Genomic DNA, 20,168 nt, shown 5'->3' on the forward strand with positions numbered 1-20,168 from the left:
GCGCATTCTAGGAGCGGGCTCGCTCGATGCGCTCTCTCACGGTCTGCTCCTGCGCCTTCACATTGCCGATGATGGGCGCGCCGATGATGTTGCCCTCGCGATCGACGATGTAGGTGGTGGGGTATCCCGTGAGCCCTTTGACGAAGTCCTGGTAAAAGCTGCTCTCGGGGCTCGGCGAGATATTGGCGTAGGTCACGCCCTTCTCGCGGAGGATGTCGCGGGCGCAGGCAAGCTGCTCGTCGCTTTCGCCCGAGTCGGCCGCCACGCCGATGAGGTTCACGTTCTCCGTCTTGAACTGCTGGTACATCTCCTCGAGCTCGGGCATTTCGGCGATGCAGGTGCCGCAGCCGTTGTTCCAGAAGTTGACGATGGTCGCGTCCCAATCGCCGAACACGTCGCTGCCGATGCTCTCGCCGTCGGTGTCCACGGCGGAAAACTCCGGGAAAGGGGTCTTCGACACGAGCTCGCCGTCAGGGGAGCTGCACCCGGCTAGCAGAGCCGCTCCCAGCAGGGCCGCCGCTGCGAGGGTCGCTATTCTTCTCAACATGATCGTTCTCCTTTGTCTCGGTTCGGTTCATCAGGGAAAATGAGAGGGAAATTGCCCGGGTGGGGCAGGTGCGCACGCAATCGCCGCACCGGATGCACTCGGTGTGATTCGGTGTGCGAAACGCTTCGACGTCCATCTTGCAGGTGCGGCTGCAGGTGCCGCAGGAGGTGCACGCGCGGGCGTCTACGTGGAGCCGGCAGGCCGATACCTTGTTGAAGGGAGCGTAGAACGCCCCCAGGGGGCACAGCCATTTGCAGAACGGCCGGTAGAAGAACACTGCCAGCGTCACAATGCCCAGAAGCAGGCAGGTCTTCCCCGTGAAAAGGGGTCCCAGGCTGGCGCGGATACCCTCGTCGGCGATGGCGAGGGGGATACCGCCTTCCAGAATGCCGGCCGGGCAGAGGTACTTGCAGAAGAAGGGATCGCCCAGGCCGACCTCGTTGACGATGGTCAAGGGGGCCACGATGACGAACGCTGCGAGGATGACGTACTTGAGGTAGGTCAGAACGCGAAGGCGCCGGGTGCTGAACTTTCGCGACGGCACCTTGTGCAGCAGCTCCTGGAACCAGCCGAAGGGGCAGAGAAACCCGCACACCACCCGTCCCAGCAGCGCACCGATGAATATCATGACGCCCAGCACGTAGTACGCGACATGGAACTTCGGCGATCCCAGGGTAGCCTGCAGCGCACCGATGGGGCACGAACCGGCCGCAGCGGGGCACGAGTAGCAGTTCAGCCCCGGCACGCACAGTGCCTTCAGTTCGCCTTTGTATATGGTGCCCGCGAAGAAGTTCGCGATGAAGGGGTTGGCAGCCAGCGCCGCGAGCAGTTGGATCTTCCACCGGCTGATGCGTCCCCTGCTCGTGCTACCCAATGCCAACGCACTCCAAGCACAGGTTGGTTCCCTTGGAGAGCACAGTGGCGACCTCGCCGCGCGCGGCTCCTGCGACCACCATGACCAGGGCGAGCGCCAAAAGGCAGACCGTCGCTTTCCTCATGGCAATCAGGCCCCCAGGGTGACGACGGCCGCCTCGCCGTTTTTGGCATCTGCTTCGTCGGCTGCCGTGCCCTCGCCCGCGCCTTGGAGGTCGAGGGAGATTTCCGCGAACGAGGCCGCCGACTCCTCGATGTCGGATGCGGAAAGGCCCGTGCACCAGGCGGAGATCACCGCTCCGTCAACGTACCACACGCCGGTAGCCGGGCCGGCCTCGGCCATCTCGGCGCTCTCTCCGAGGGCCGCGCGCAGCTCGTCGTTGTAGACGATGACGGGGAAGGGCGCGCCGTCGAACAGCTCGTTGCCCTGGTCGCCCCGCGCGCACACCACGATGCTGGCGCCGTTTTGCCGCACCGCGTCGCTGGCAGCTGCCAGCTCGCGGAAGAACGCGCGTCCCTCTTCGGCCTCGGGATCGATAAAGGTGAGGAAGGTCACGCCCTGGATGTCGCCCTTCGCGAAGGCGCCTCCCTCGACGGTTTCCGTGCTGAAGTCGGTCAGGGCATCGTCGGTCACCTTGTCGTCGGCGGCCACGCTGTGCTCCTCCAGGTAGGCATCCACCCATTCCTGGGTCACCCAGCCCTTGTCGAGTGCGTCCTCGAGGGTCACGTTGCCCTCGGCGATGGCCTTCTCCACCTCATCGAGGCTCGGCGCCTGCGGCGTGCAGGCGGCAAGGGCGAGGGCGCATGCCGCGGTCGCGATAATAATGGCGAATCGTTTCACGGGTAAGTACTCCTTTGCTTCTCGAACGTGCGCTCGGGAGCATACCGTGAGCCGTATAAAGCTGGTGTTAAGCGGGAAAGCTCACCTGGAAGATACTGCCGCGCGGCGTGCGGGGAAGCACGCAGATGCTGGCTCCGTGGCGCTCCAGGATCTTCTTGCAAAGGGCCAGGCCGAGCCCGTTTCCGCCCGTAAGGTGGCTGCGCGACGCATCGACGCGGAAGAACGGCTCGAAAATGGTCTCGCGAAGCTCTTCGGGAACGCCGCACCCCTCGTCGGCGAAGGAGACGGTCGTGCATTCTCCGTCGGTGCCGACGGCCACGTCGATGGCGGTGCCCGCGAGGCTGTACTTGATCGCGTTCTCCAGCAGGTTGTAGAACACCCGCTCAAGAAGGCCGTCTTGGCCTCGGACGACGACTTGCGTTTCCTGCACCCGCACCGTGATGCGTTTCTCGTCTGCCAGGGCGGCGAGCTCGTCGGCCACGTCGCTCAGCAGCGGGGCCAGCGGCACGGGCTCGGCGGATTCCAGCGGCACATCGCGGCTGAACAGGAGCAGGTCTTCCACCAGATCGGTCAGGCGCCGTATCTGGGCCTGAAGGTTGGCGATGAAGATGCGCGCCTCGTCGTCGAGGTGCGGCGACAGCGCGAAAACGTCCACCTTCGTCTGCAGGACGGCGAGGGGCGTGCGTAGTTCGTGGGCGGCGTCGGCGGAGAACTGCCGCTGCAGCGCGAAGGAGCGCTGGAGCTGCGCGAGCAGCTGGTTGAACGACAACGTGAGGTCGCGAATCTCGTCGGCACTGCGCGGCACGGGAAGGGGCTGCGCGAAGTTGCCGGCATCGCGGCTCTTCACTTCCTCGGACAGGCGGCGCAGCGGCTTTTGCACATAGCTCGCCGCGAAGTACGCGCCCACGCTTCCCGCAAGCACGATGAGCACGGTGGCCAGCGTCGTCTCCTGGCGGAAGGCGTCGTAGAGCAGCTGCCCTCCCGCGGGAGCTGCCTCGCTTGCCGGCTCGGTGAGCGCTGCCGGCTCGCCGCCTGCGACGGCGTCCTCTACGACGATACTGGGCTCGAGCATGACCGCGTCGATCATCCGATTGGCGGAGTAGTGCGCCACCACGGTCAGGGCGGTGCAGGAGACGATCAGGAACAGGCTGGCGGCAATGGTGAACCGCGCCCGCAGCGACAGGCTTCTCATGGCAGAAGGTACCCCTCTCCGATTTTCGTGCGAATGGGGTCGGCGCCGAGGGCTGCCTTGAGCTTCTTGCGCAACGCCGACAAGTGCACGCGCACCGAGTTGCTGAACGGATTCGCGTCCCCGTCCCACACATGATCGACGATGTCCTGCTGGGTGACGAGGCGTCCTTGGTTGAGCAGGAAGTACTCGAGGATGCCCATCTCCTTCGCGGTAAGGGACAAAGGCTCGCCGCAGGCGTGGGCCTGGCGCTTCAAAGTGTCCAGCGAGAGGTCGCGGTAGGTCAGGGTGGTCGTTTGCTGCACGAACTGCCGGTTGATGAGCACGCGGATGCGTGCCTCGAGCTCCTCGAAGTGGAAGGGCTTGGTCAGGTAGTCGCTCGCGCCGAGCGCGAAGCCCGAGAGCTTGGTCTCGAGGTGGTGGTTTGCCGACAGGATGAGGGCCTTTGCCTGCGGTTTGACGGCTCTGAGCTCGGATAGGACGCGCAGTCCGTCCATGCCGGGCAGGTTGAGGTCGAGCACAACGAGATCGTAGTCCTCGTCGAGGGCCCGCTGGAGCCCCTCGGCGCCGTCGGCGGCCTCGTCCACAGCGTAGCCTTTCAAGGCCAGCCCTCGGGCGAGGTCGTGCAGAAGCTCGGGTTCGTCTTCGATCAGGAGAATGCGCATGGGTTGCCTTCGAAACGATGGGTGCGGGCGGAATGCGGCGCTCCCTCGGTCGCGCCGTGCCCATTGTGACAGATAGGGAAGGGGTTTGGAAGCGCCAGCCGGGCGGCCTTTAGGGCGTGTACGTCCGATTGAACTGCGCCCACACGCCCGAGTACAAGATGGCGTCCATGAGATGGGCGTCCTGCACGAGGGGCAGGCGCTCGTAGGCCTCGGCGGTATCGGCGGCGGCCAGGGCCAGTGTGGTGCGCATGGTCTCGGGCGTGGCGCCGAGTATCACGAAGGGGTTGTAGCTGCCCGAGGCCGCGTCGTCGGCGAAGTCCACGGCGGCGTCCATCAGGTAGATGAAGCGACCGAGCGCGCAGCCGAGCGCCTCCATGCCCTCGGCCCAGAATCCCTGGCTGTGGGCGAAAAGCTGCCCGAGCAGCATACCGAACTCCCGCGCTGCCGCATCGGGGGCGGCCTCGGCACCTTTCCGCTCGATGGCCCGGATGCGGCCCATGGCTTCCTCGATGGCGGTGCACTGCTCGGGAATGCGGGCCCGCGCTCGCTCATAGGCCCCAGCGAGCAGGCGCGCCGCCGCGCGGGCCTTCACGTCGCCGTCGTCGGCCACGTCGTCGAGCACCTTGTGGTAGGCGAGCGCCACGGAAAGATCGGCCGCGTAGTCGGTCCACGGCGAGCGCGCCCACACCCGCGCGGCGGCTGGCGCCGGATGCATCACGCAGTGGTTCTCGCCGCGCGCCTCGGTCGGCTCGTGCAGCGAGTTCGCCAGCAGCACGAAGAAGGTGAGATCGTAGGTGAGGCACGCCCGCGACAGCTGCCCGTAGCGGTCGCGCAGCGCGAAGCACAGCCCGCAGTACAGCGAGCGGTAGCGCTCCTTCTCCTCGTCGGAAAGCGCCTCGGCATCAGCCACCACAAACCCGAACATGCCCCTCCTTGTCAGCTGTGTATCAAGAGCGATCTCAGAATGCCGTCGAATTGTTTCAGGCATTCTACCACTCGTTTTTCGAAGGAAGGATTTCGACCCAAACAGCTTTCCTGAGGTCTTTGGGATTCCCTCTGGTTGACAAATATCTACAATTTAAGAAAAAATTAGTCAACCTGCAATTAAGGAGCTATGATTGGGCTATGGGAAACTTCGCAGACATACTGAAAGAGCGCTTTGGCGAAAATGAGCCCATTCTCGTCGAGGAGATTCTTGGCGAGTTCTCCGACATCAGCCGCCAAGCGGTGTACAAGAAGATCGATGCGGCCATGGCGGAGGGCTCGCTGGAACGCTACGACCGTGGTGTGTACTACCTTCCCACGGAAACGCGATTCGGGAAATCTGGGCTTTTGGGAACCCAAGTCGCAACCAAGCGCTGGATAAAGTCTGGCGATGAAGTGTTCGGCTACGTATCGGGCTTCAACTTGGCGAACCAGGCAGGCGTGTCCGATCAGGTTCCAAACACTCTTGAAGTGACTACGAACAAAGAGAGCACGCGCTTGCGGGAGGTGAAGCCGTTTGGGGGATGGAAGCGCATCGTGCTCCGTAGGCCGCGGCGTCCCGTTAGTGCTCGTAATGTCGACGCCCTTCGGTTTTTGGATCTCATTTCCGAACAGCAGATCCAGTATTTCGATGAGTATGAAATGGAGGCGCTGAAGAATCTGGCCCGCAAGGCCGGGCGCACTATGATTTACGACTGTTCGGCAAGCTACCCGGCGCGTACCTCAAAAAAGCTAGCAGAATGCGAGAGATATCGTGTATTTGCATGAGGATTTCGATCAGTTTCGCGAGGCAGTTCGTCTAACCTCTGAACAGTTTGGCATGGCGCGGACGTTTGTTGTCAAGGACTACTTTGCCGTTCTCGTGCTCAAGGAGGTTACGCACAGGAATCCAGCGCTTGTTTTCAAGGGTGGCACGAGTCTCTCAAAGTGTTACGGGGTGATCAATCGCTTCTCGGAAGACATCGATCTCGGTATTCAGGCTGAGCATGCGACCGAAGGGATGCGACGGCGTATCAAAAAGGCCGTAGTCGAAAGTGCGGATGCGCTGGGTCTTTCCATCGCGAACTTGGATAAGACAAGAAGCCGCCGAGAATTCAATCGGTATCAGATGCTGCTCCCGAGTGTTGATGGGACGAGCTTCGCGGAGCAGCTGATCGTAGAGACCGCCGTGATGACCCCGGCCGATCCTGCTGAGAGGCGGCAACTCCAAAGCTTCGTTGGCTCCTTTTGCGAAACGCAGGGTCTTAATGATATCGTTGACGAATACAGCCTCGGCTCTTTCGAGGTGTTGGCCAACTCTCTCGAGCGCACCTTCTGCGACAAGATTTTCGCGCTATGCGACTACTATCTGAGCGGGGGCATACCCCATCGACAGTCTCGCCATATGTACGACCTCTGCAAGCTTCTCGATCATGTAAGCATGGACAACGAATTGATGTCGCTCATGGCGACGGTAAGGCGACAGCGCTTCGGCGGTTTTAGAACACCTTCTGCCAACGAGGGCGTGAGCTTGTCGGCCACGCTGCGCGAACTGGTTGCCAACGACGCCTATCGTGGCGATTACGAGAAGGTGAGCGCTCCTCTGCTCTACGAGAAGCTGCCTTATGAGCAAGCAGCGGCGGCGGTACTGACCATAGCCGACGTATTGAACCAGGCGGCGTTCTAGAGCTATTCCGGCTTTCGCGCTACGTGGACGGCGGCGATGCCGCCGGTGTAGTTCTTCCAGGTCACCTCGGCGAAGCCGGCCTCGCGCATGAGGGCGGCCAAACCCTCCTGGCCGGGGAAGGCGCGGATGGACTTCGCCAGGTACACGAAGCCCTCCTTGTCGCCGGTGATGAGGCCGCCCCAGAACGGGATGAGATGGCGCAGGTAGAAGTGGTACAACGCCCGCCAGATCCTGCTCGGTGGCGTGGAGAACTCCAGACACACCAGCGCGCCGCCGGGCTTGAGCACGCGGAACATCTCGGCCAGGGCGCGGGGCCGATCGGGCATGTTGCGGATGCCGTAGGCCATGGTGATGACGTCGTAGGCGGCGTCCTCATAGGGGATATCCTGGGCGTCCACCACCTGAAAGTCGATGGGCACGCCGGCACCGTCGCCCTCGTCCACATGCATGCGGGCCACATCCAGCATCTCGGGCACCAGGTCGGTGCACTGGATGTGGGCCGGGTGCTTGGTGCGGGCCACGGTGAACGTGACGTCTCCGGTGCCCCCGGCGATGTCCAGCACGTCGTGGTGCTCGGCGATGGGGGCCTGGCGCATCATGCCGGCCAGCCACAGCTTGTAGGCACCGAAGCTGGAGATGGCGTTGAACCGCTCGTACTTCCGGGCGATGGCGGAGAAGATGTCGCGCACGCGCTCGCTGGACAACTCAGGGGGCGCCTCAAGGCCGGTGGCGGTGTCGATGGTCATGGGGTGCAGCTCCCTCGGAATCGGCGGGCGGGGCCCGGCGCCGCGCGGTCGAGGGGCGGGAAGCCCTGGGAATTCCGCGCAGCGTTACGGTCAACGTTCGGCCCCCAGTATACGCCCCCGCACCGCAAATCGTGCGCGCCTATCCGCGCGCGGCGCGAACCTCATGCTATCATGGGTCGCTGATCGCGTACCCCTCCTCGCAAGAAGGGAGGCACCATGCTCCTCTGTGCCCAGTACATCCTGCCCGTCACCTCCGAGCCCATCGTCGATGGCGCGGTGCTCGTGCGCGACGGCATCATCCGCGACATCGGCAGCGCCGACATGCTGCGCTTGCGCTACCCCGACGAGGAAGTCGTCGACCAGGGCCTGGCCGCTATCATGCCCGGCCTGGTGGACCTGCACACCCGTCTCGAGCAATCGGTGCTGCGCGGCGTGGTGAACGATGCCCCCTATGTGGAATGGCTCTCCGAGGTGGCCCGCAAATCTGCCCGCCTCGAGGCAGTGGACTGGTTCGATTCGGCCATCCTCGGCGGTCTGGACGCTCTATCCAGCGGCATCACCACCGTGGCCGATATCACCGCCACCGGCGCCTCCTGCACCGCCGTGAACAAGCTCGGACTGCGCTCGGTCATCTACCGCTCCGTGGCCGCCATGGATCGCGACCGCATCAACGCCGCCATGCAGCTGGCCCAGAAGGACATTCTGCACTGGCGCGAGGAGGTGGATTCCGACCGCGTCACCATCGGCATCGCGCCGGCGCCCCTGTTCACCAACCACCCGGCCACGCTTACGGCCGTCTCCCAGTTCGCCACCAAGGAGGACCTGCCCGTGGCCATGTGGCTCGCCGGCAGCCGCGAGGAATGCGACTTCGTTAAATACGGCTCCTCGCCCTTCCAGGTGCACGGCGGCGACGTGAAGCGCGGCTATGTGGAGATCCCGCCCTGGCTGCCCACGGGCGTGAGCCCCGTGCGCTACGCCCTGAACTGGAGCGCCTTCGACGCCCCCAACGTCATGATCGTGGGCGCTGTCTGCGTCGACGACGCCGATCTGAAGAAGCTGCGCGACTACAACGTGGCCGTTTGCGTATGCCCCCGGGCCTGCGCCCAGCTGGGCATGGGCATCGCGCCCCTCGATGAGTTCATCCGCGCCGACCTGCGCGTCGGCATCGGCACCGATTCGCCGGCCGCCACCGAGTCCACCGATATGCTCTCCGAGATGCGCCTCGGTATGCTGCTCCAGCGCGCTGTGAACCCGGGCCGCTTCCTCGACGCGCGCACCATGCTCGAGGTGGCCACCCTCGGCGGCGCTCGGGCCCTCGGCCTGGCCGACAAGGTGGGTTCGCTGGAGATTGGCAAGTGCGCCGATATGATCGCCGTGGACCTGTCCAGCTCGCACCAGTCCTTCACCACCGACCCCGTGGCCGCCGTCGTGAACACCTGCACCACCGCCGACGTGCTCATGACCATGGTGGACGGTAACGTGCTCTACGAGAAGAACCGCTGGCACGTGAAGGTGGAGGTGGCGAAGAACATCGCCCGAGTCATCGAGATTCGCAGCAAGCTGCGTCCCGAGGCCTAGGTTTCTCCCGACGGCCCGTGGAGATCATGCAGCGCCGCCCGGCGCCGGAGGTTTTCTCTGGCGCTCGGTGGCGCAATCTGCGATAATGGCGAATTTGCCAAGAGAGATGGAATCGAGGAGCGCAAGCGATGTCCCAGAGGAAGAACAAGACCGGGTCGAAGAACATCACCCGCAAGCAGCAGGCCGAGCGCATTCGCGCGGCCGAGGAGCGGGAGCGTCACGCCAAGGAGGCCGCCGAGGCCAGGGCGCGCACGAAGAAGATCTTCACCGTTGTGGTCTGTGTCATCCTGGTGCTTGCCCTCGGCATTCCCACCATGGCCCTGACCGTGCTCTCGCTGTAGGGCTGTAGAAAGGATCGCGACGTGTTTGGAATCGGCGGATTCGAGCTTTTTCTCATCCTGCTGTTCGGGTTCCTCATTTTCGGGCCCGATAAGCTGCCTGCCATGGCGAAGACCATCGGCAAGGCCATCGCGAAATTCAGGAACGCCCAAGAGGAGATGAGCGGCGTGCTGAAGGGCGAGATGGTGTTCGATAAGGACGCCGAGGATCCCTTCAAGAACCCGCTCGATGCCCTGGACGACGTGGCCGCCAAGGCCAGCAAGGGGGCCACGGCCGCCAAGAAGGCCGCCAGCACCGCCACGAAGAAGGCGGGCCAGGCGGCGAAGAAGAGCGGCTCCACCACTGCCGCCGCCGGCGCCGCCGCCGCAGCCGCCGCCAAGGCCGAGCAGGGAGGGGATGCTCCGGCCAAGCCCGAGAGCTTCGCCGAGCGCAAGGCCCGCTACGACAAGGAGCGCCAGGCCAAGAAGGAGGCCGAGGCCGAAAAGGCCAAGAAGGAGGCCGAGGAGGAGCGCAAGGCTGCTGCTGAGGCCCGCAAGGCCGAAGCTGCTGCCAAGCGGGCCGAGGCCGAGGCGAAGAGGAAGGCCGAAGCGGCCGCCAAGACCGTCTCCGAGGCCGCCGATGCGGCACCTGCCGCCCCGGCTGCCGATACGGCCGCCGCCGAGAAGAAGGAGAACTAGCATGCCTATCGGACCGGCACGCATGCCGCTTTTCGACCATCTGGGCGAGCTGCGCATGCGCCTCGTGCGCATTGTGGCCTGCCTGGCAGTGGCCGTCGTCGTGTTCTATATGGCCACGCCCACCATCGGTCAGTTCCTGCTCATGCCTATCGCGGAGTTTCTTCCTACCAATGCCGAGGGGTTCGTCCAGACCATCGCCATCGATCCCTTCGAGGCGTTCTCCACCCGTTTCAAAATTTCAATTTGGGTGTCCATCGTGGCCACGGCCCCAGTTATTCTGTGGCAGATTCTCGCGTTCTTCCTGCCGGCACTCAAGCCCAACGAGCGCCGGTGGTTCATCCCCACGTTTGCTGCCGCTGTGGCCCTGTTCATCTTCGGCACGGTGTTCTGCTACCTCATTATCTTGAATCCGGCATTCCAGTGGCTCACCGACCAGGCCATGGGCCTCGGCGATGCCCTGCCGCGCATGTCGTCCTACATCGACACCATCATCAAGTTCGAGCTGGCCTTCGGTTTTGCCTTCGAGCTTCCCCTGGTCATCTTCTACTTGGTTATCTTCGATGTGGTGCCCTATAAGAAGCTGCGAGGCAGCTGGCGCATGGTCTACGTGGTGCTCATGGTGGTGTCCGCCATGGCCACCCCCGATGCGTCGCCGGTGACCATGCTGCTCATGTTCGCGGCTCTGGTGGTGCTCTATGAGGGCAGCCTGCTCATCGCCCGGGTGGTGCTGAGCCGCCGCATCAAGGCCCAAAACGAGCGCCTTGCGGACGAGGAAGACGCGTAGCAAGCGGATTTTGGCGCTCTTGGGCGGGGGAGACCCCGCCCTTTTTGCATCGGGCCCGCGGAACGAATCGGGAAGGGAAGCACATGCACGAACTGGGACTCATGACCGGCGTCATGGATGCGGCGGTGAAGGCGGCCCGCGAAGCGGGGGCCGTGCGGCTGCTGTCCGTGAAGCTGTCCATCGGCGAGGCCAACGAGGCCGTGGAGGACGCCCTCTTCTTCGCCTTCGATGCCCTGGCCGCAGCCGATCCCTTCACCGAGGGGGCCGTGCTCGACCTGACTATGGTGCGTCCCCGCAGCATCTGCCTGGAGTGCGGCGAGGAGTTCGAGCACGACCTCTACAGCCGGCTGTGCCCCGCTTGCGATTCCTTCGCCACCGAGCTGGTGGCCGGGCGCGAGCTCTCCATCGAGTCCATCGAGGTGGACTTACCGGAATCCTAGGGTCTCGGCAATCCCGTGGAAACATAGGGCTGCCATAGTATGGGGCGGCGCCCTCGCTAGGACGGGGGACAGGGCCGCCGATGGCGCTGGCCCGAGCTGCGCCCGAATCGGAAAGGAAGATCCATGGAGCCTTTGGAGATGTACGATGCCTGCACGGCCGCCCTGGGTGATTTCGTGCGCGGTGCCGGCTTTACCGATGTGGTCATCGGGCTATCGGGGGGCATGGACTCGTCTCTTGTGGCGGTTATGGCCGTCGATGCCCTGGGTGCCGACTCCGTGCACGGGGTCATGCTGCCGGGGCCCTATTCCAGCGAATCCTCCCTCACCGATGCCCGCGCCCTGGCCGCCAACCTCGGCATCGCCGCAGATACGGTGTTCATCTGCGAGCCCTTCGAGGCCTTCGAGACGGTTCTCGGCCGGGCCTGCGGGGGCGAGCTTGCGGGCTTGGCCGCCGAAAATACCCAGGCCCGCTGCCGCATGGTATGTCTCATGGCGCTGTCGAACGCCCATGGATGGCTGCTGCTGAACACGGGGAACAAGTCTGAGGCGGCCATGGGCTACTCCACCCTCTACGGCGACACGGCCGGTGCCTTCGCCCCCTTGGGCGGCGTCTATAAGACCGATGTGTTCGCCATGGCCCGGGCCCGTAATCGCCGAGCCGTGGAAGCCGGCGATGTCGGCCCCATTCCCGTGAACGTATTCGTGAAGCCGCCCTCGGCAGAGTTGTCGCCCGACCAGGAGGACGAGAAGTCCCTCGGCATCGACTACGCCACCCTGGATCGCATTCTCGTGGCCGCCGTGGAGCATGGGCGGGCCCCTGAGGCCGTCGCTGCAGCCCTCGTGGCCGAGGGACACGAGGCCGAAGCGACTCGGCGCCTTGTGGACGACGTGCTCGCCCGCACGGCGGCCAACGCCTTCAAGCGGGCTTTGGAGCCTCCGTACCCCGCCGCGGCCTTCTACGAATAACGCCCTCGTAACTACCCCGGCGGGAGTATGGCGCCCGGGGCCGCTCTCGTTTACCATGGTACTCATGGATGCACTGCTGGGAAAGACCGAGAAACTCACCGCCACCGACTGGCTCATCGACGTGGTGGTGACCCTCGGTGCCTTCGGCTTCGGCTGCCTGCAGTTCACTCTGGCGGTGAACTTGCTCATTCCCGACGAGTTCATGCGTCGGCTCATGGGTATTCAGGTCATGGTGCCCACGGCTTTCTCCTTAGGGGCCATCGCGCTCACCACCGCGCCCCTTGTGGTTCGGCGCCGCTTGCCCTGGGTGGCGTTTGTCGGGTGCATCGTGGCCTGGGCGCTGCTCCAGTCCCGGCTCAACGGCATCGCCCTGTCGGTTGTGGGGCCACTTGTGGCTCTGTTCACCCTGGCCGCCAGCCGTCCCCGGGGCGAGGCAATCGTGGCCTTCGCCCTGCTGGCCGTCCTGCTGCTTGTGGCACCGCCCCCGCCCGACCAGTCTCGCATCCTGACCCAGCTCACCCTCTTCCAGAACGGGGCTTTGGGGCTCGCTGCGGCCTTCGCGGGCTACGCCCTGCGCGAGCATCAGGAGCGCGCCCGGGCCATTGAGGAGCGGGCCGCTGCGGCCGAGCGCACCCGCGAGACCGAGGCGCGCCGCCGTCTCGAGGCCGAGCGGGTGTCCATCGCCCGGGAGGTCCACGACATCACGGCGCACTCCCTGTCGGCGGTGAGCATCCAGGCCGCCGCGGCCGAGCGGCTCGTGGAGCGCGATCCGGTGGCAGCTCAGGCGGCCATCGCCGAGGTGCGCTCTACGGCGAAGGAGGCCCTGGAGGAGATCCGCGCCATGATCGGCGTGCTGCGCAGCGGGGAGGGCCCGGCTGAGACCGCCCCCACCGAGGGCACCGACCGTATGGCCGATCTCGTGGGCTATCTGGAAGGGGCCGGCATCGAAACCTCTCTGGCCATGGAGGGCTACGACCGCGCTCGCGTGCCGGCCTACATTGACGTGGCCCTCTTCGGCATCGCCCGGGAGGCGGCCACCAACATCGTGCGCCATGCCGGGGCCGCTCGGGCCGCCATCGTCCTTGCGGTGGAGGACGGCGCTGTGGCTCGGCTCGTGGTGGACGACGACGGCCGCGGCCCGGGGTCGGTTGCGGAAAGCGGCCACCACGGCTTGGTGGGCATGGCCGAGCGCGTCCGACTGCTCCACGGCACCTTCGCCGCTACCGAGAGTCCTTGGGGCGGCTTCCGCATCGCCGCGGCCGTTCCTCTCGCCTCGAAGGAGGAGACCCATGACTGAGTCCGAGCCCATTCGCGTGCTCGTTGTGGACGACCAGGACCTCGTGCGCTCGGGATTCAGGATGATCCTCTCCACCTACGAGGGCATCGAGATCGTCGGCGAGGCCAGAAACGGCTCCCAGGCTGTGGAAGAGGCCCAGCGCCTCAGGCCCGATGTAGTGCTCATGGATATTCGCATGCCGGAGATGAGCGGCATCGAGGCCTGCCGCGCCATCACGGCCAACCCGCTGCTGGCCCGGACCCGGGTGCTGGTGCTCACCACCTTCGATATCGACGAGTACGTCTACGACGCCCTGGGGGCAGGGGCGAGCGGCTTTCTGCTGAAGGACGCTGACCCCGACGACATCGCCGCCGCCATCCGCGTGGTGGCCGCCGGTGACGCGCTCATCCAGCCCTCGGTGATGCGCCGGCTCGTGGAGACCTTCGTGGCCGCTCGCCCCCGGGGCGGCTGGGGGAGCGCCGAAACTGCCGACGGGCGCCGAGCGGCGCTGGGCAGCCTTACTGACCGCGAGCGCGAGATTCTCATGCTGGTGGCTCGCGGTCTGTCCAACGACGAGATCGCCGAGGAGCTGTTCATCTCGCCGGCTACGGTGAAGACCCACCTGGCCCGCATCATGGCGAAGACCGACGCCCATGATCGGGCTCAGCTCGTGGTGTTCGCTTACGAGACGGGGCTTGTTTCCCCGGCATCACGGTAATCCCTGATAAAAGCCGTAATCATAGGAAACTTGAGTGGAAAAAACTCAAGTTTTCCTTCCCGCACCCCTTGTTTTCTCCGGCGTTGCTGTTATGATGTCTTCCTGTTTAGCACTCGTAGTTGCGGAGTGCTAGCACTTAACCCGATCGAGTGGTTAAATGAGAGGTTGTGCACCCGCACTACGCAAACCATTGAAAGGACGGCAAGCTATGAATTTGAAGCCTCTGGGCGACCGCGTCATCCTGAAGCAGGACGAGGCCGAGGTCACCACCGCGTCCGGTCTCTTCCTGGCCTCCGATGCCAAGGAGAAGCCGCAGACCGGCACCATCATCGCCGTGGGCGAGGGCAAGATGGACAAGGACGGCAAGCTGATCCCCATGCCCGTGAAGGTCGGCGACAAGGTCATCTACGGCAAGTTCGGCGGCACCGAGATCGCCCTGGACGGCGAGAACGTGCTCATCCTCCGCGCCGACGACATTTACGCTGTGGTTGAATAAATAGAAGAGAACTCGAAAGGAACGCGAACTTATGGCTAAGGAAATCAAGTTCGATACCGACGCTCGCTCCGCTCTGGCCGCGGGCGTGTCCAAGCTGGCCGATGCCGTCAAGGTGACGCTCGGCCCCAAGGGCCGCTACGTGGCCCTGGAGAAGTCCTACGGCGCCCCGCTCATCACCAACGACGGCGTGACCGTGGCCAAGGAAGTGGAGCTGGAGAACCCCGTGGAGAACATGGGCGCCCAGCTGGTGCGCGAAGTGGCCGTGAAGACCAACGACGTGGCCGGCGACGGCACCACCACCGCCACGCTGCTGGCCGACGTCATCGTCTCCGAGGGCCTGAAGAACGTGACCGCCGGCGCTGACGCCCTCGGTATCCGCCGCGGCATCGAGAAGGCCACCGACGCCATCGTGGATGCCATCAAGGCCGCTGCCACTCCGGTGTCCACCAAGGAGCAGATCGCGAACGTCGGCCGCATCTCCGCCGGCGACGCCGCCATCGGCGACAAGATCGCCGAGGCCATGGACGCTGTGGGCAACGACGGCGCCATCTCGGTGGAGGAGTCCCAGACCATCTTCGGCATCGACATGGAGATCGTCGAGGGCATGCAGTACGAGCGCGGCTACATCTCCCCCTACATGGCCACCGACATGGAGAAGATGGAGGCGGTGCTGAAGGATCCCTTCGTGCTGCTCACCGATATGAAGATCAACTCCATCCAGGACATGGTTCCGCTGCTGGAGGAGGTCATGCGCGCCGGCCGCCCGCTGTTCATCGTGGCCGAGGACGTGGAGGGCGAGGCTCTCTCCACCATCCTGCTGAACCGTCTGCGCGGCACCCTGTCCGTGGTGGCCATCAAGGCCCCCGGCTTCGGTGATCGTCGTAAGCGCATCCTGGAGGACATCGCCGTGGTCACTGGCGCCCAGGTCATCGACAAGGACTTCGGCATGACCATGGCCGATGCCACCATGGAGATGCTCGGCACCGCCAAGACCGTGAAGGTCACCAAGGACACCGCCCTTATCGTGGACGGCGCCGGCAAGAAGGAAGACATCCAGAACCGCATCCAGATCATCCGCGCCGAGCTGGAGCGCGTCGACTCCGATTTCGACCGCGAGAAGGCCCAGGAGCGCCTGGCGAAGCTGTCCGGCGGCGTGGCCGTGCTGAAGGTGGGCGCTGCTACCGAGTCCGAGCTGAAGGAGAAGAAGTCCCGCATCGAGGACGCCCTGCAGGCGACCCGCGCGGCCGTGGAGGAGGGCATCGTCGCCGGCGGCGGCGTGGCCCTGGTGGACGCCATCGGCGCCCTGGACTCCGTTGAGGCTGCCGACAAGGACGAGGAAGTCGGCATCAACATCATCCGCAAGGCCATCGAGGCCCCCATGCGCGCCATCGCCCAGAACGCGGGCTTCGAGGGCTCCGTGGTGGTCGAGAAGGTGAAGAGCCTGCCGGCCGGCGAGGGTCTGAACTGCGCCAACGGCGAGTACGGCAACATGATCGAGATGGGCGTGAACGACCCGGTGAAGGTGACCCGCACCGCGCTGCAATCCGCAGCCTCTGTGGCCGCTCTCATCCTCATCACCGAGGCTACCATCAACGAGATCCCCAAGGAGGGTCCCGATCTGAGCGCTCTGGCCGGTGCCATGGGCGGTGGCGGCGGGATGTACTAAGCCGGCAGGCCCTCGGGTCTTCGGTTGAGTAACCGCTCAACAAACTAACACACGGAAAGGCGGCCCTCGGGCCGCCTTTCTTCTACAATGAGCCTATGGAAGAAATCATGCACATAGCCGAGCATGTGCTGGAGCACTCGCTGGCCGACACCCTCTACCTCATCCCGTTTCTGTGGGTCACCTACTTGGCCATGGAGTGGCTCGAGCACAAGACGGGCGAGAGAACCCAAAATGCCATCCGCCACGCCGGAGCGGCCGGTCCCATCGTGGGCGCCTTCCTCGGCGTGGTGCCCCAGTGCGGCTTCTCGGCCGTAGCGGCCACGCTGTATGCGGGCCGCGTTATCACGCTCGGCACGTTGTTCGCGGTGTTTCTGTCCACCTCCGACGAGATGCTGCCCATCTTTCTAGCTGAGGCGGTGCCGGGCAATACCATCCTCTCCATCATGGGCGCGAAGGTGGTCATCGGCATGGTCATGGGCTTTGTGGTGGACGCGGTGTTGCGCCTGGGCCGCCGCGACAAGGACCGCCTGCGCATCCACGAGCTGTGCGAGCAGGACCAGTGCGGCTGCAACCACGACTGCCGCACCTGCGAGGCCGCTCCCGAGCGGGCCTACGAGCACCACGACGACGTAGAGCACACCCACAGCCACGGCCACGGCTGGAAGGGCATCCTCCTCAGCGCCACGAAGCACACCGTGCAGGTGACGCTGTTCATCTTCGCCATCACCATCGTGCTGAACATCGTGCTCGAGACGGTGGGGGAGGAGGCCTTGGCCCGCTTCCTCGGCGACAATCCCGCCTTCTCGGTCTTCGCCACGGCGCTCGTGGGACTCATTCCCAACTGCGCTGCCAGCGTGGTCATCGCCCAGTTGTACGTGGAGGGGGTGCTGGGAGCCGGGGCCATGCTGGCCGGGCTTCTGGTGTCGGCCGGCGTGGGCCTGCTCGTGCTCGTGCGGGCGAACCGCCCCTGGCGGCAGAATGCGGCCATCATCGCGCTGCTCTACGTCATCGGCGTGTTCTGGGGGCTTGTCTGCAACGCCCTGGGCGTGGTGTTCTGAAGCTCGGGCGACAGGCCGCCTTTGCTCGGGCGAAGGCGGGTTGGCGGCGGGACCGGATTTTCCCCTGAACTGACAATTCGCCAAAATATCTCCTTGCGCTGGTGGCGAGATCGTACTAATCTCGTTACGTTCATTTTGCAGGGTCATTTTTTGGGAAGAAGGCGATGGTCATGGCCGGCCGCAAGGAAGTCATCGAGCGACTTCTCGCCGCCCATGAGGTGTGGTTCGATGTTGAGCGCGACCACTGCTTCGCGGGCCGCGTCTTTCCCGGCTATGCCGAATTCCACTCATCAGCCTCCCAGTACGTGCTCGTGAAGCGAGCGAAGCTGTGGGAGGCTTCCAGTCACGAGTATCTGTTCTTCTGGCCGACGGCTTGCCTGACCGAGACGGAATTGAACGACCTGCTGCACTTCATGACCCACGAGGCCCTAGCCAAAGTGCAGCTTGCCCCCGACCATATGTGTTCGTATCTTTCGCTGGTCGTGGTGGCTGATGGGGTGGACGAGGCCGTGCCGCGCCTCGTGCGCAGAGCCCGGTTTCGCAAGAACTTCGCCTTCGGGCTGAAGGGATGGGCCGATATGCGCCTGGTCGTCGTCGATCTGTCGGCGCGCCGCGTGTGGGCCAATACTCAGGGAAAGCCACTCGTGGAAACCTTGGCGGCGAACGCGTTTGCCGAAGATGCCCCGGCGGCGGAGGACGGAAAGACCGCACCCGTGGCGGCGGTCGCAGGCCGTTCCGTAGCTGATGCCGAGGCGCCGGCGGCAGAGGCGTCGGCCGTGAGGGTTTCGCGCGTGGGGAGATAAAGGGAAAGGAAAGGAAGGACAGGAATGAACGCATTGGTCATTCTCATCGTAGCCATCGTCGTGCTCGTCGCGGGCTACATCTTCTACGGCGGTTGGCTTGCCCGCCAATGGGGCGTGAAACCCGACCGCCCCACGCCGGCCCATGAGCTGGAGGACGGCAAGGACTACGTGCCCGCGCCGCCCTACGTGGTGCTCGGCCACCACTTCTCGTCCATTGCCGGCGCAGGACCCATTAACGGCCCCATTCAGGCTGCCATCTTCGGCTGGGTGCCCGTGCTTCTGTGGGTGCTCATCGGCGGCATTTTCTTCGGTGCCATGCACGACTTCGGCGCGCTGTTCGCCTCTATCCGCCACAAGGGGCAGACGCTGGCCACCGTTATCGCCCATAACATCGATGACACGGCTAAGAAGCTGTTCTGCATCTTCGCCTACCTGACGCTCATCCTGGTGGTGGCCGCCTTTGCCTCCATCGTGGCGAGCACCTTCGCCGTTGCGCCCGTGCCGCTCGATGACGCTGCCAAGGCCGCTGCCGCCGAGGCGGCCAACATGGCGAACATGCGCACGGCCATGATCTCGGTGCTGTTCATCGTGGTGGCCGTCATCTACGGCCTCGTTACCCGCGGCCGCAAGATCCCCGCTGCGGCCAACATCGTCTCGGCCATCGCCATCATCGTGGTCGTGGTGGCGCTTGGCTATAATCTGCCGGTCATCGCGCTGGACAACACCACGTGGATGTTCATCGTGGGCCTCTACATTCTGGTGGCCTCGGTGGCCCCGGTGTGGATTCTGCTCCAGCCGCGCGACTACCTGTCGAGCTACCTGCTCTACGGCATGATCGCCCTGGCTCTCGTCGGCATCATCGGCGCGGGCCTGACGGGAGATGCCGCCTCGCTCGAGATTCCGGCGTTCACCGGCTTTGCCGCCGCGGCGGGTGAGAGCAAGGTGGCCGCCTCGGGCTTTTTGTTCCCGGCCCTGTTCATCACCATCGCCTGCGGCGCCATCTCCGGCTTCCACAGCCTCGTAGCCTCCGGCACCACTTCCAAGCAGCTCGATCGCGAGGCCGAGGCCCAGCCCATCGCCTACGGCGGCATGCTGTTGGAGTGCCTGGTGGCTGTTATCTCGCTGTGCGCGGTGGCCTTCGTGTTCGCCGGCTACATGGACGGCACCTATGCCTCGCCGACCCAGGTGTTCGCCGCGGGCCTCTCCCAGATGCTCGCCTGCGTGCCCGGGCTGGCCGGGGTGGAGTCCATTGCCTATGCGCTTCTGGTGCTGGCCGTGTCGGTGTTCTGCCTCACCTCGCTCGACACCGCCACGCGCCTGGGCCGCTACATGTTCCAAGAGCTGTTCACCCCGCATGGCATGGAGATGGACGAGCTGACCGGCTGGCGCGCGGTTCTGACCAACCCGTGGGTGGCCACCATCATCACGGTCATCTTCGGCGTGGGGTTGGGGCTGACCGGCTACCAGCTCGTCTGGCCGCTGTTCGGTGCCGCCAACCAGCTTCTGGCCGCCCTCGGCCTTCTGGCCGTGTGCGCGTGGCTCGGCAACGCGGGCCGCAACAACAAGATGTTCTACCTGCCCATGGCCTTCATGATGGTGGTGACGCTGTGCTCGCTGGCGCTTACCGTGTGGGGCAAGATCGGCCTCATCGCCGCCGGCACGGTGGACGCGGCTACGGTGCTGCAGCTTGTCATCGGGCTTCTGCTCATGGTGTTCGCTGTCATCTTGGCGGTGAAGGGGGCGCGCACCATCTTCGGGAAGAAGCAGGCCGCTTAAAAAGCGGTTCGGGCGCGGGTCTCTTATCGGGTACGGCCCGCCCCTTAAGCGCAGGGGCTCTCCTCGAGTGCGGATCTCTC

23 protein-coding genes are annotated in these 20,168 nt (G+C 64.7%); 15 read left to right on the plus strand and 8 right to left on the minus strand.

The window, feature by feature from the left end:
* Window positions 1-7: 7 nt before the first annotated feature.
* The 7 genes from AAK988_RS04245 to AAK988_RS04275 all read right to left on the minus strand — a co-directional run bounded on the left by AAK988_RS04245 (window position 8) and on the right by AAK988_RS04275 (window position 5,040).
* Window positions 8-547, minus strand: coding sequence for a TlpA family protein disulfide reductase (locus AAK988_RS04245; protein WP_369872955.1), 540 nt, complete (start codon window positions 545-547; stop codon window positions 8-10).
* Window positions 471-1,427: a 4Fe-4S binding protein gene (locus tag AAK988_RS04250; protein WP_369872954.1), complete on the minus strand. Its 957-nt coding sequence runs from the start codon at window positions 1,425-1,427 to the stop codon at window positions 471-473. The genes AAK988_RS04245 and AAK988_RS04250 overlap by 77 nt, the downstream gene beginning before the upstream one ends.
* Window positions 1,414-1,545: a CD1871A family CXXC motif-containing protein gene (locus AAK988_RS04255; protein WP_369872953.1), complete on the minus strand. Its 132-nt coding sequence runs from the start codon at window positions 1,543-1,545 to the stop codon at window positions 1,414-1,416. Before AAK988_RS04255 ends, AAK988_RS04250 begins: the two co-directional genes overlap by 14 nt.
* A gap of 5 nt (window positions 1,546-1,550) precedes the next feature.
* A complete protein-coding gene (locus AAK988_RS04260; protein WP_369872952.1) occupies window positions 1,551-2,261 on the minus strand; it encodes a hypothetical protein in 711 nt (236 codons plus the stop codon).
* A 67-nt stretch (window positions 2,262-2,328) separates the two neighbouring features.
* Window positions 2,329-3,453: a sensor histidine kinase gene (locus AAK988_RS04265; protein ID WP_369872951.1), complete on the minus strand. Its 1,125-nt coding sequence runs from the start codon at window positions 3,451-3,453 to the stop codon at window positions 2,329-2,331.
* Complete coding sequence (locus AAK988_RS04270; RefSeq protein ID WP_369872950.1) at window positions 3,450-4,115, minus strand: response regulator transcription factor; 666 nt, start codon at window positions 4,113-4,115, stop codon at window positions 3,450-3,452. Before AAK988_RS04270 ends, AAK988_RS04265 begins: the two co-directional genes overlap by 4 nt.
* Before the next feature lie 109 nt (window positions 4,116-4,224).
* A complete protein-coding gene (locus AAK988_RS04275; protein ID WP_369872949.1) occupies window positions 4,225-5,040 on the minus strand; it encodes a DUF5685 family protein in 816 nt (271 codons plus the stop codon).
* A 200-nt stretch (window positions 5,041-5,240) separates the two neighbouring features.
* On the opposite strand from AAK988_RS04275, the gene AAK988_RS04280 reads away from it, so the two are divergent.
* Both AAK988_RS04280 and AAK988_RS04285 read left to right on the plus strand, forming a co-directional pair.
* Window positions 5,241-5,867 carry a hypothetical protein gene (locus AAK988_RS04280; RefSeq protein ID WP_369872948.1) on the plus strand — a complete coding sequence of 209 codons (627 nt, stop codon included), beginning with the start codon at window positions 5,241-5,243 and terminating at the stop codon, window positions 5,865-5,867.
* The gene (locus tag AAK988_RS04285; RefSeq protein WP_369872947.1) at window positions 5,854-6,765 is read left to right on the plus strand and encodes a nucleotidyl transferase AbiEii/AbiGii toxin family protein; all 912 of its coding nucleotides are present in this window, start codon (window positions 5,854-5,856) and stop codon (window positions 6,763-6,765) included. Before AAK988_RS04280 ends, AAK988_RS04285 begins: the two co-directional genes overlap by 14 nt.
* Window positions 6,766-6,767: 2 nt before the next feature.
* Here the strand turns inward: AAK988_RS04285 and AAK988_RS04290 are convergent, their stop codons facing one another.
* Window positions 6,768-7,511, minus strand: a complete 744-nt coding sequence (locus AAK988_RS04290) for a class I SAM-dependent methyltransferase (RefSeq protein WP_369872946.1) — start codon at window positions 7,509-7,511, stop codon at window positions 6,768-6,770.
* 216 nt (window positions 7,512-7,727) lie between these two features.
* Between AAK988_RS04290 and AAK988_RS04295 the strand changes: the two genes are divergently transcribed.
* From AAK988_RS04295 to AAK988_RS04355, 13 genes are all read left to right on the plus strand, one after another.
* Complete coding sequence (locus AAK988_RS04295) at window positions 7,728-9,089, plus strand: amidohydrolase family protein (RefSeq protein ID WP_135969777.1); 1,362 nt, start codon at window positions 7,728-7,730, stop codon at window positions 9,087-9,089.
* Between the two features lie 128 nt (window positions 9,090-9,217).
* A complete protein-coding gene (locus AAK988_RS04300) occupies window positions 9,218-9,430 on the plus strand; it encodes a CASC3 protein CASC3 (RefSeq protein WP_160324031.1) in 213 nt (70 codons plus the stop codon).
* Between the two features lie 21 nt (window positions 9,431-9,451).
* On the plus strand, window positions 9,452-10,105 hold the full coding sequence (locus tag AAK988_RS04305; protein ID WP_160324030.1) for a Sec-independent protein translocase subunit TatA/TatB: 654 nt from the start codon (window positions 9,452-9,454) through the stop codon (window positions 10,103-10,105).
* Between the two features lies 1 nt (window position 10,106).
* Window positions 10,107-10,889 carry a twin-arginine translocase subunit TatC gene (gene tatC / locus AAK988_RS04310; protein WP_151430831.1) on the plus strand — a complete coding sequence of 261 codons (783 nt, stop codon included), beginning with the start codon at window positions 10,107-10,109 and terminating at the stop codon, window positions 10,887-10,889.
* An 83-nt stretch (window positions 10,890-10,972) separates the two neighbouring features.
* Window positions 10,973-11,329: a hydrogenase maturation nickel metallochaperone HypA/HybF gene (locus AAK988_RS04315; protein WP_135969781.1), complete on the plus strand. Its 357-nt coding sequence runs from the start codon at window positions 10,973-10,975 to the stop codon at window positions 11,327-11,329.
* A gap of 123 nt (window positions 11,330-11,452) precedes the next feature.
* Entirely contained in the window at window positions 11,453-12,295 is an 843-nt protein-coding gene (gene nadE, locus AAK988_RS04320) for an NAD(+) synthase (protein WP_160324029.1), read from the plus strand.
* Window positions 12,296-12,359: 64 nt separating this feature from the next.
* Window positions 12,360-13,592: a sensor histidine kinase gene (locus AAK988_RS04325; protein WP_160324028.1), complete on the plus strand. Its 1,233-nt coding sequence runs from the start codon at window positions 12,360-12,362 to the stop codon at window positions 13,590-13,592.
* Window positions 13,585-14,289, plus strand: a complete 705-nt coding sequence (locus AAK988_RS04330) for a response regulator transcription factor (RefSeq protein ID WP_160324027.1) — start codon at window positions 13,585-13,587, stop codon at window positions 14,287-14,289. The genes AAK988_RS04325 and AAK988_RS04330 overlap by 8 nt, the downstream gene beginning before the upstream one ends.
* A gap of 208 nt (window positions 14,290-14,497) precedes the next feature.
* Complete coding sequence (locus AAK988_RS04335; RefSeq protein ID WP_016309324.1) at window positions 14,498-14,785, plus strand: co-chaperone GroES; 288 nt, start codon at window positions 14,498-14,500, stop codon at window positions 14,783-14,785.
* A 31-nt stretch (window positions 14,786-14,816) separates the two neighbouring features.
* Entirely contained in the window at window positions 14,817-16,451 is a 1,635-nt protein-coding gene (groL, locus tag AAK988_RS04340) for a chaperonin GroEL (protein WP_160324026.1), read from the plus strand.
* Between the two features lie 95 nt (window positions 16,452-16,546).
* Entirely contained in the window at window positions 16,547-17,509 is a 963-nt protein-coding gene (locus AAK988_RS04345) for a putative manganese transporter (protein WP_160324025.1), read from the plus strand.
* Between the two features lie 170 nt (window positions 17,510-17,679).
* Window positions 17,680-18,312 carry a DUF8052 family protein gene (locus AAK988_RS04350; RefSeq protein WP_160324024.1) on the plus strand — a complete coding sequence of 211 codons (633 nt, stop codon included), beginning with the start codon at window positions 17,680-17,682 and terminating at the stop codon, window positions 18,310-18,312.
* 24 nt (window positions 18,313-18,336) lie between these two features.
* Window positions 18,337-20,088, plus strand: a complete 1,752-nt coding sequence (locus AAK988_RS04355) for a carbon starvation CstA family protein (protein ID WP_160324023.1) — start codon at window positions 18,337-18,339, stop codon at window positions 20,086-20,088.
* Window positions 20,089-20,168 lie beyond the last annotated feature (80 nt).

The organism is Adlercreutzia muris, assembly GCF_041223505.1.
In the GTDB taxonomy this organism is placed as follows: Bacteria; Actinomycetota; Coriobacteriia; order Coriobacteriales; family Eggerthellaceae; genus Adlercreutzia; species Adlercreutzia muris.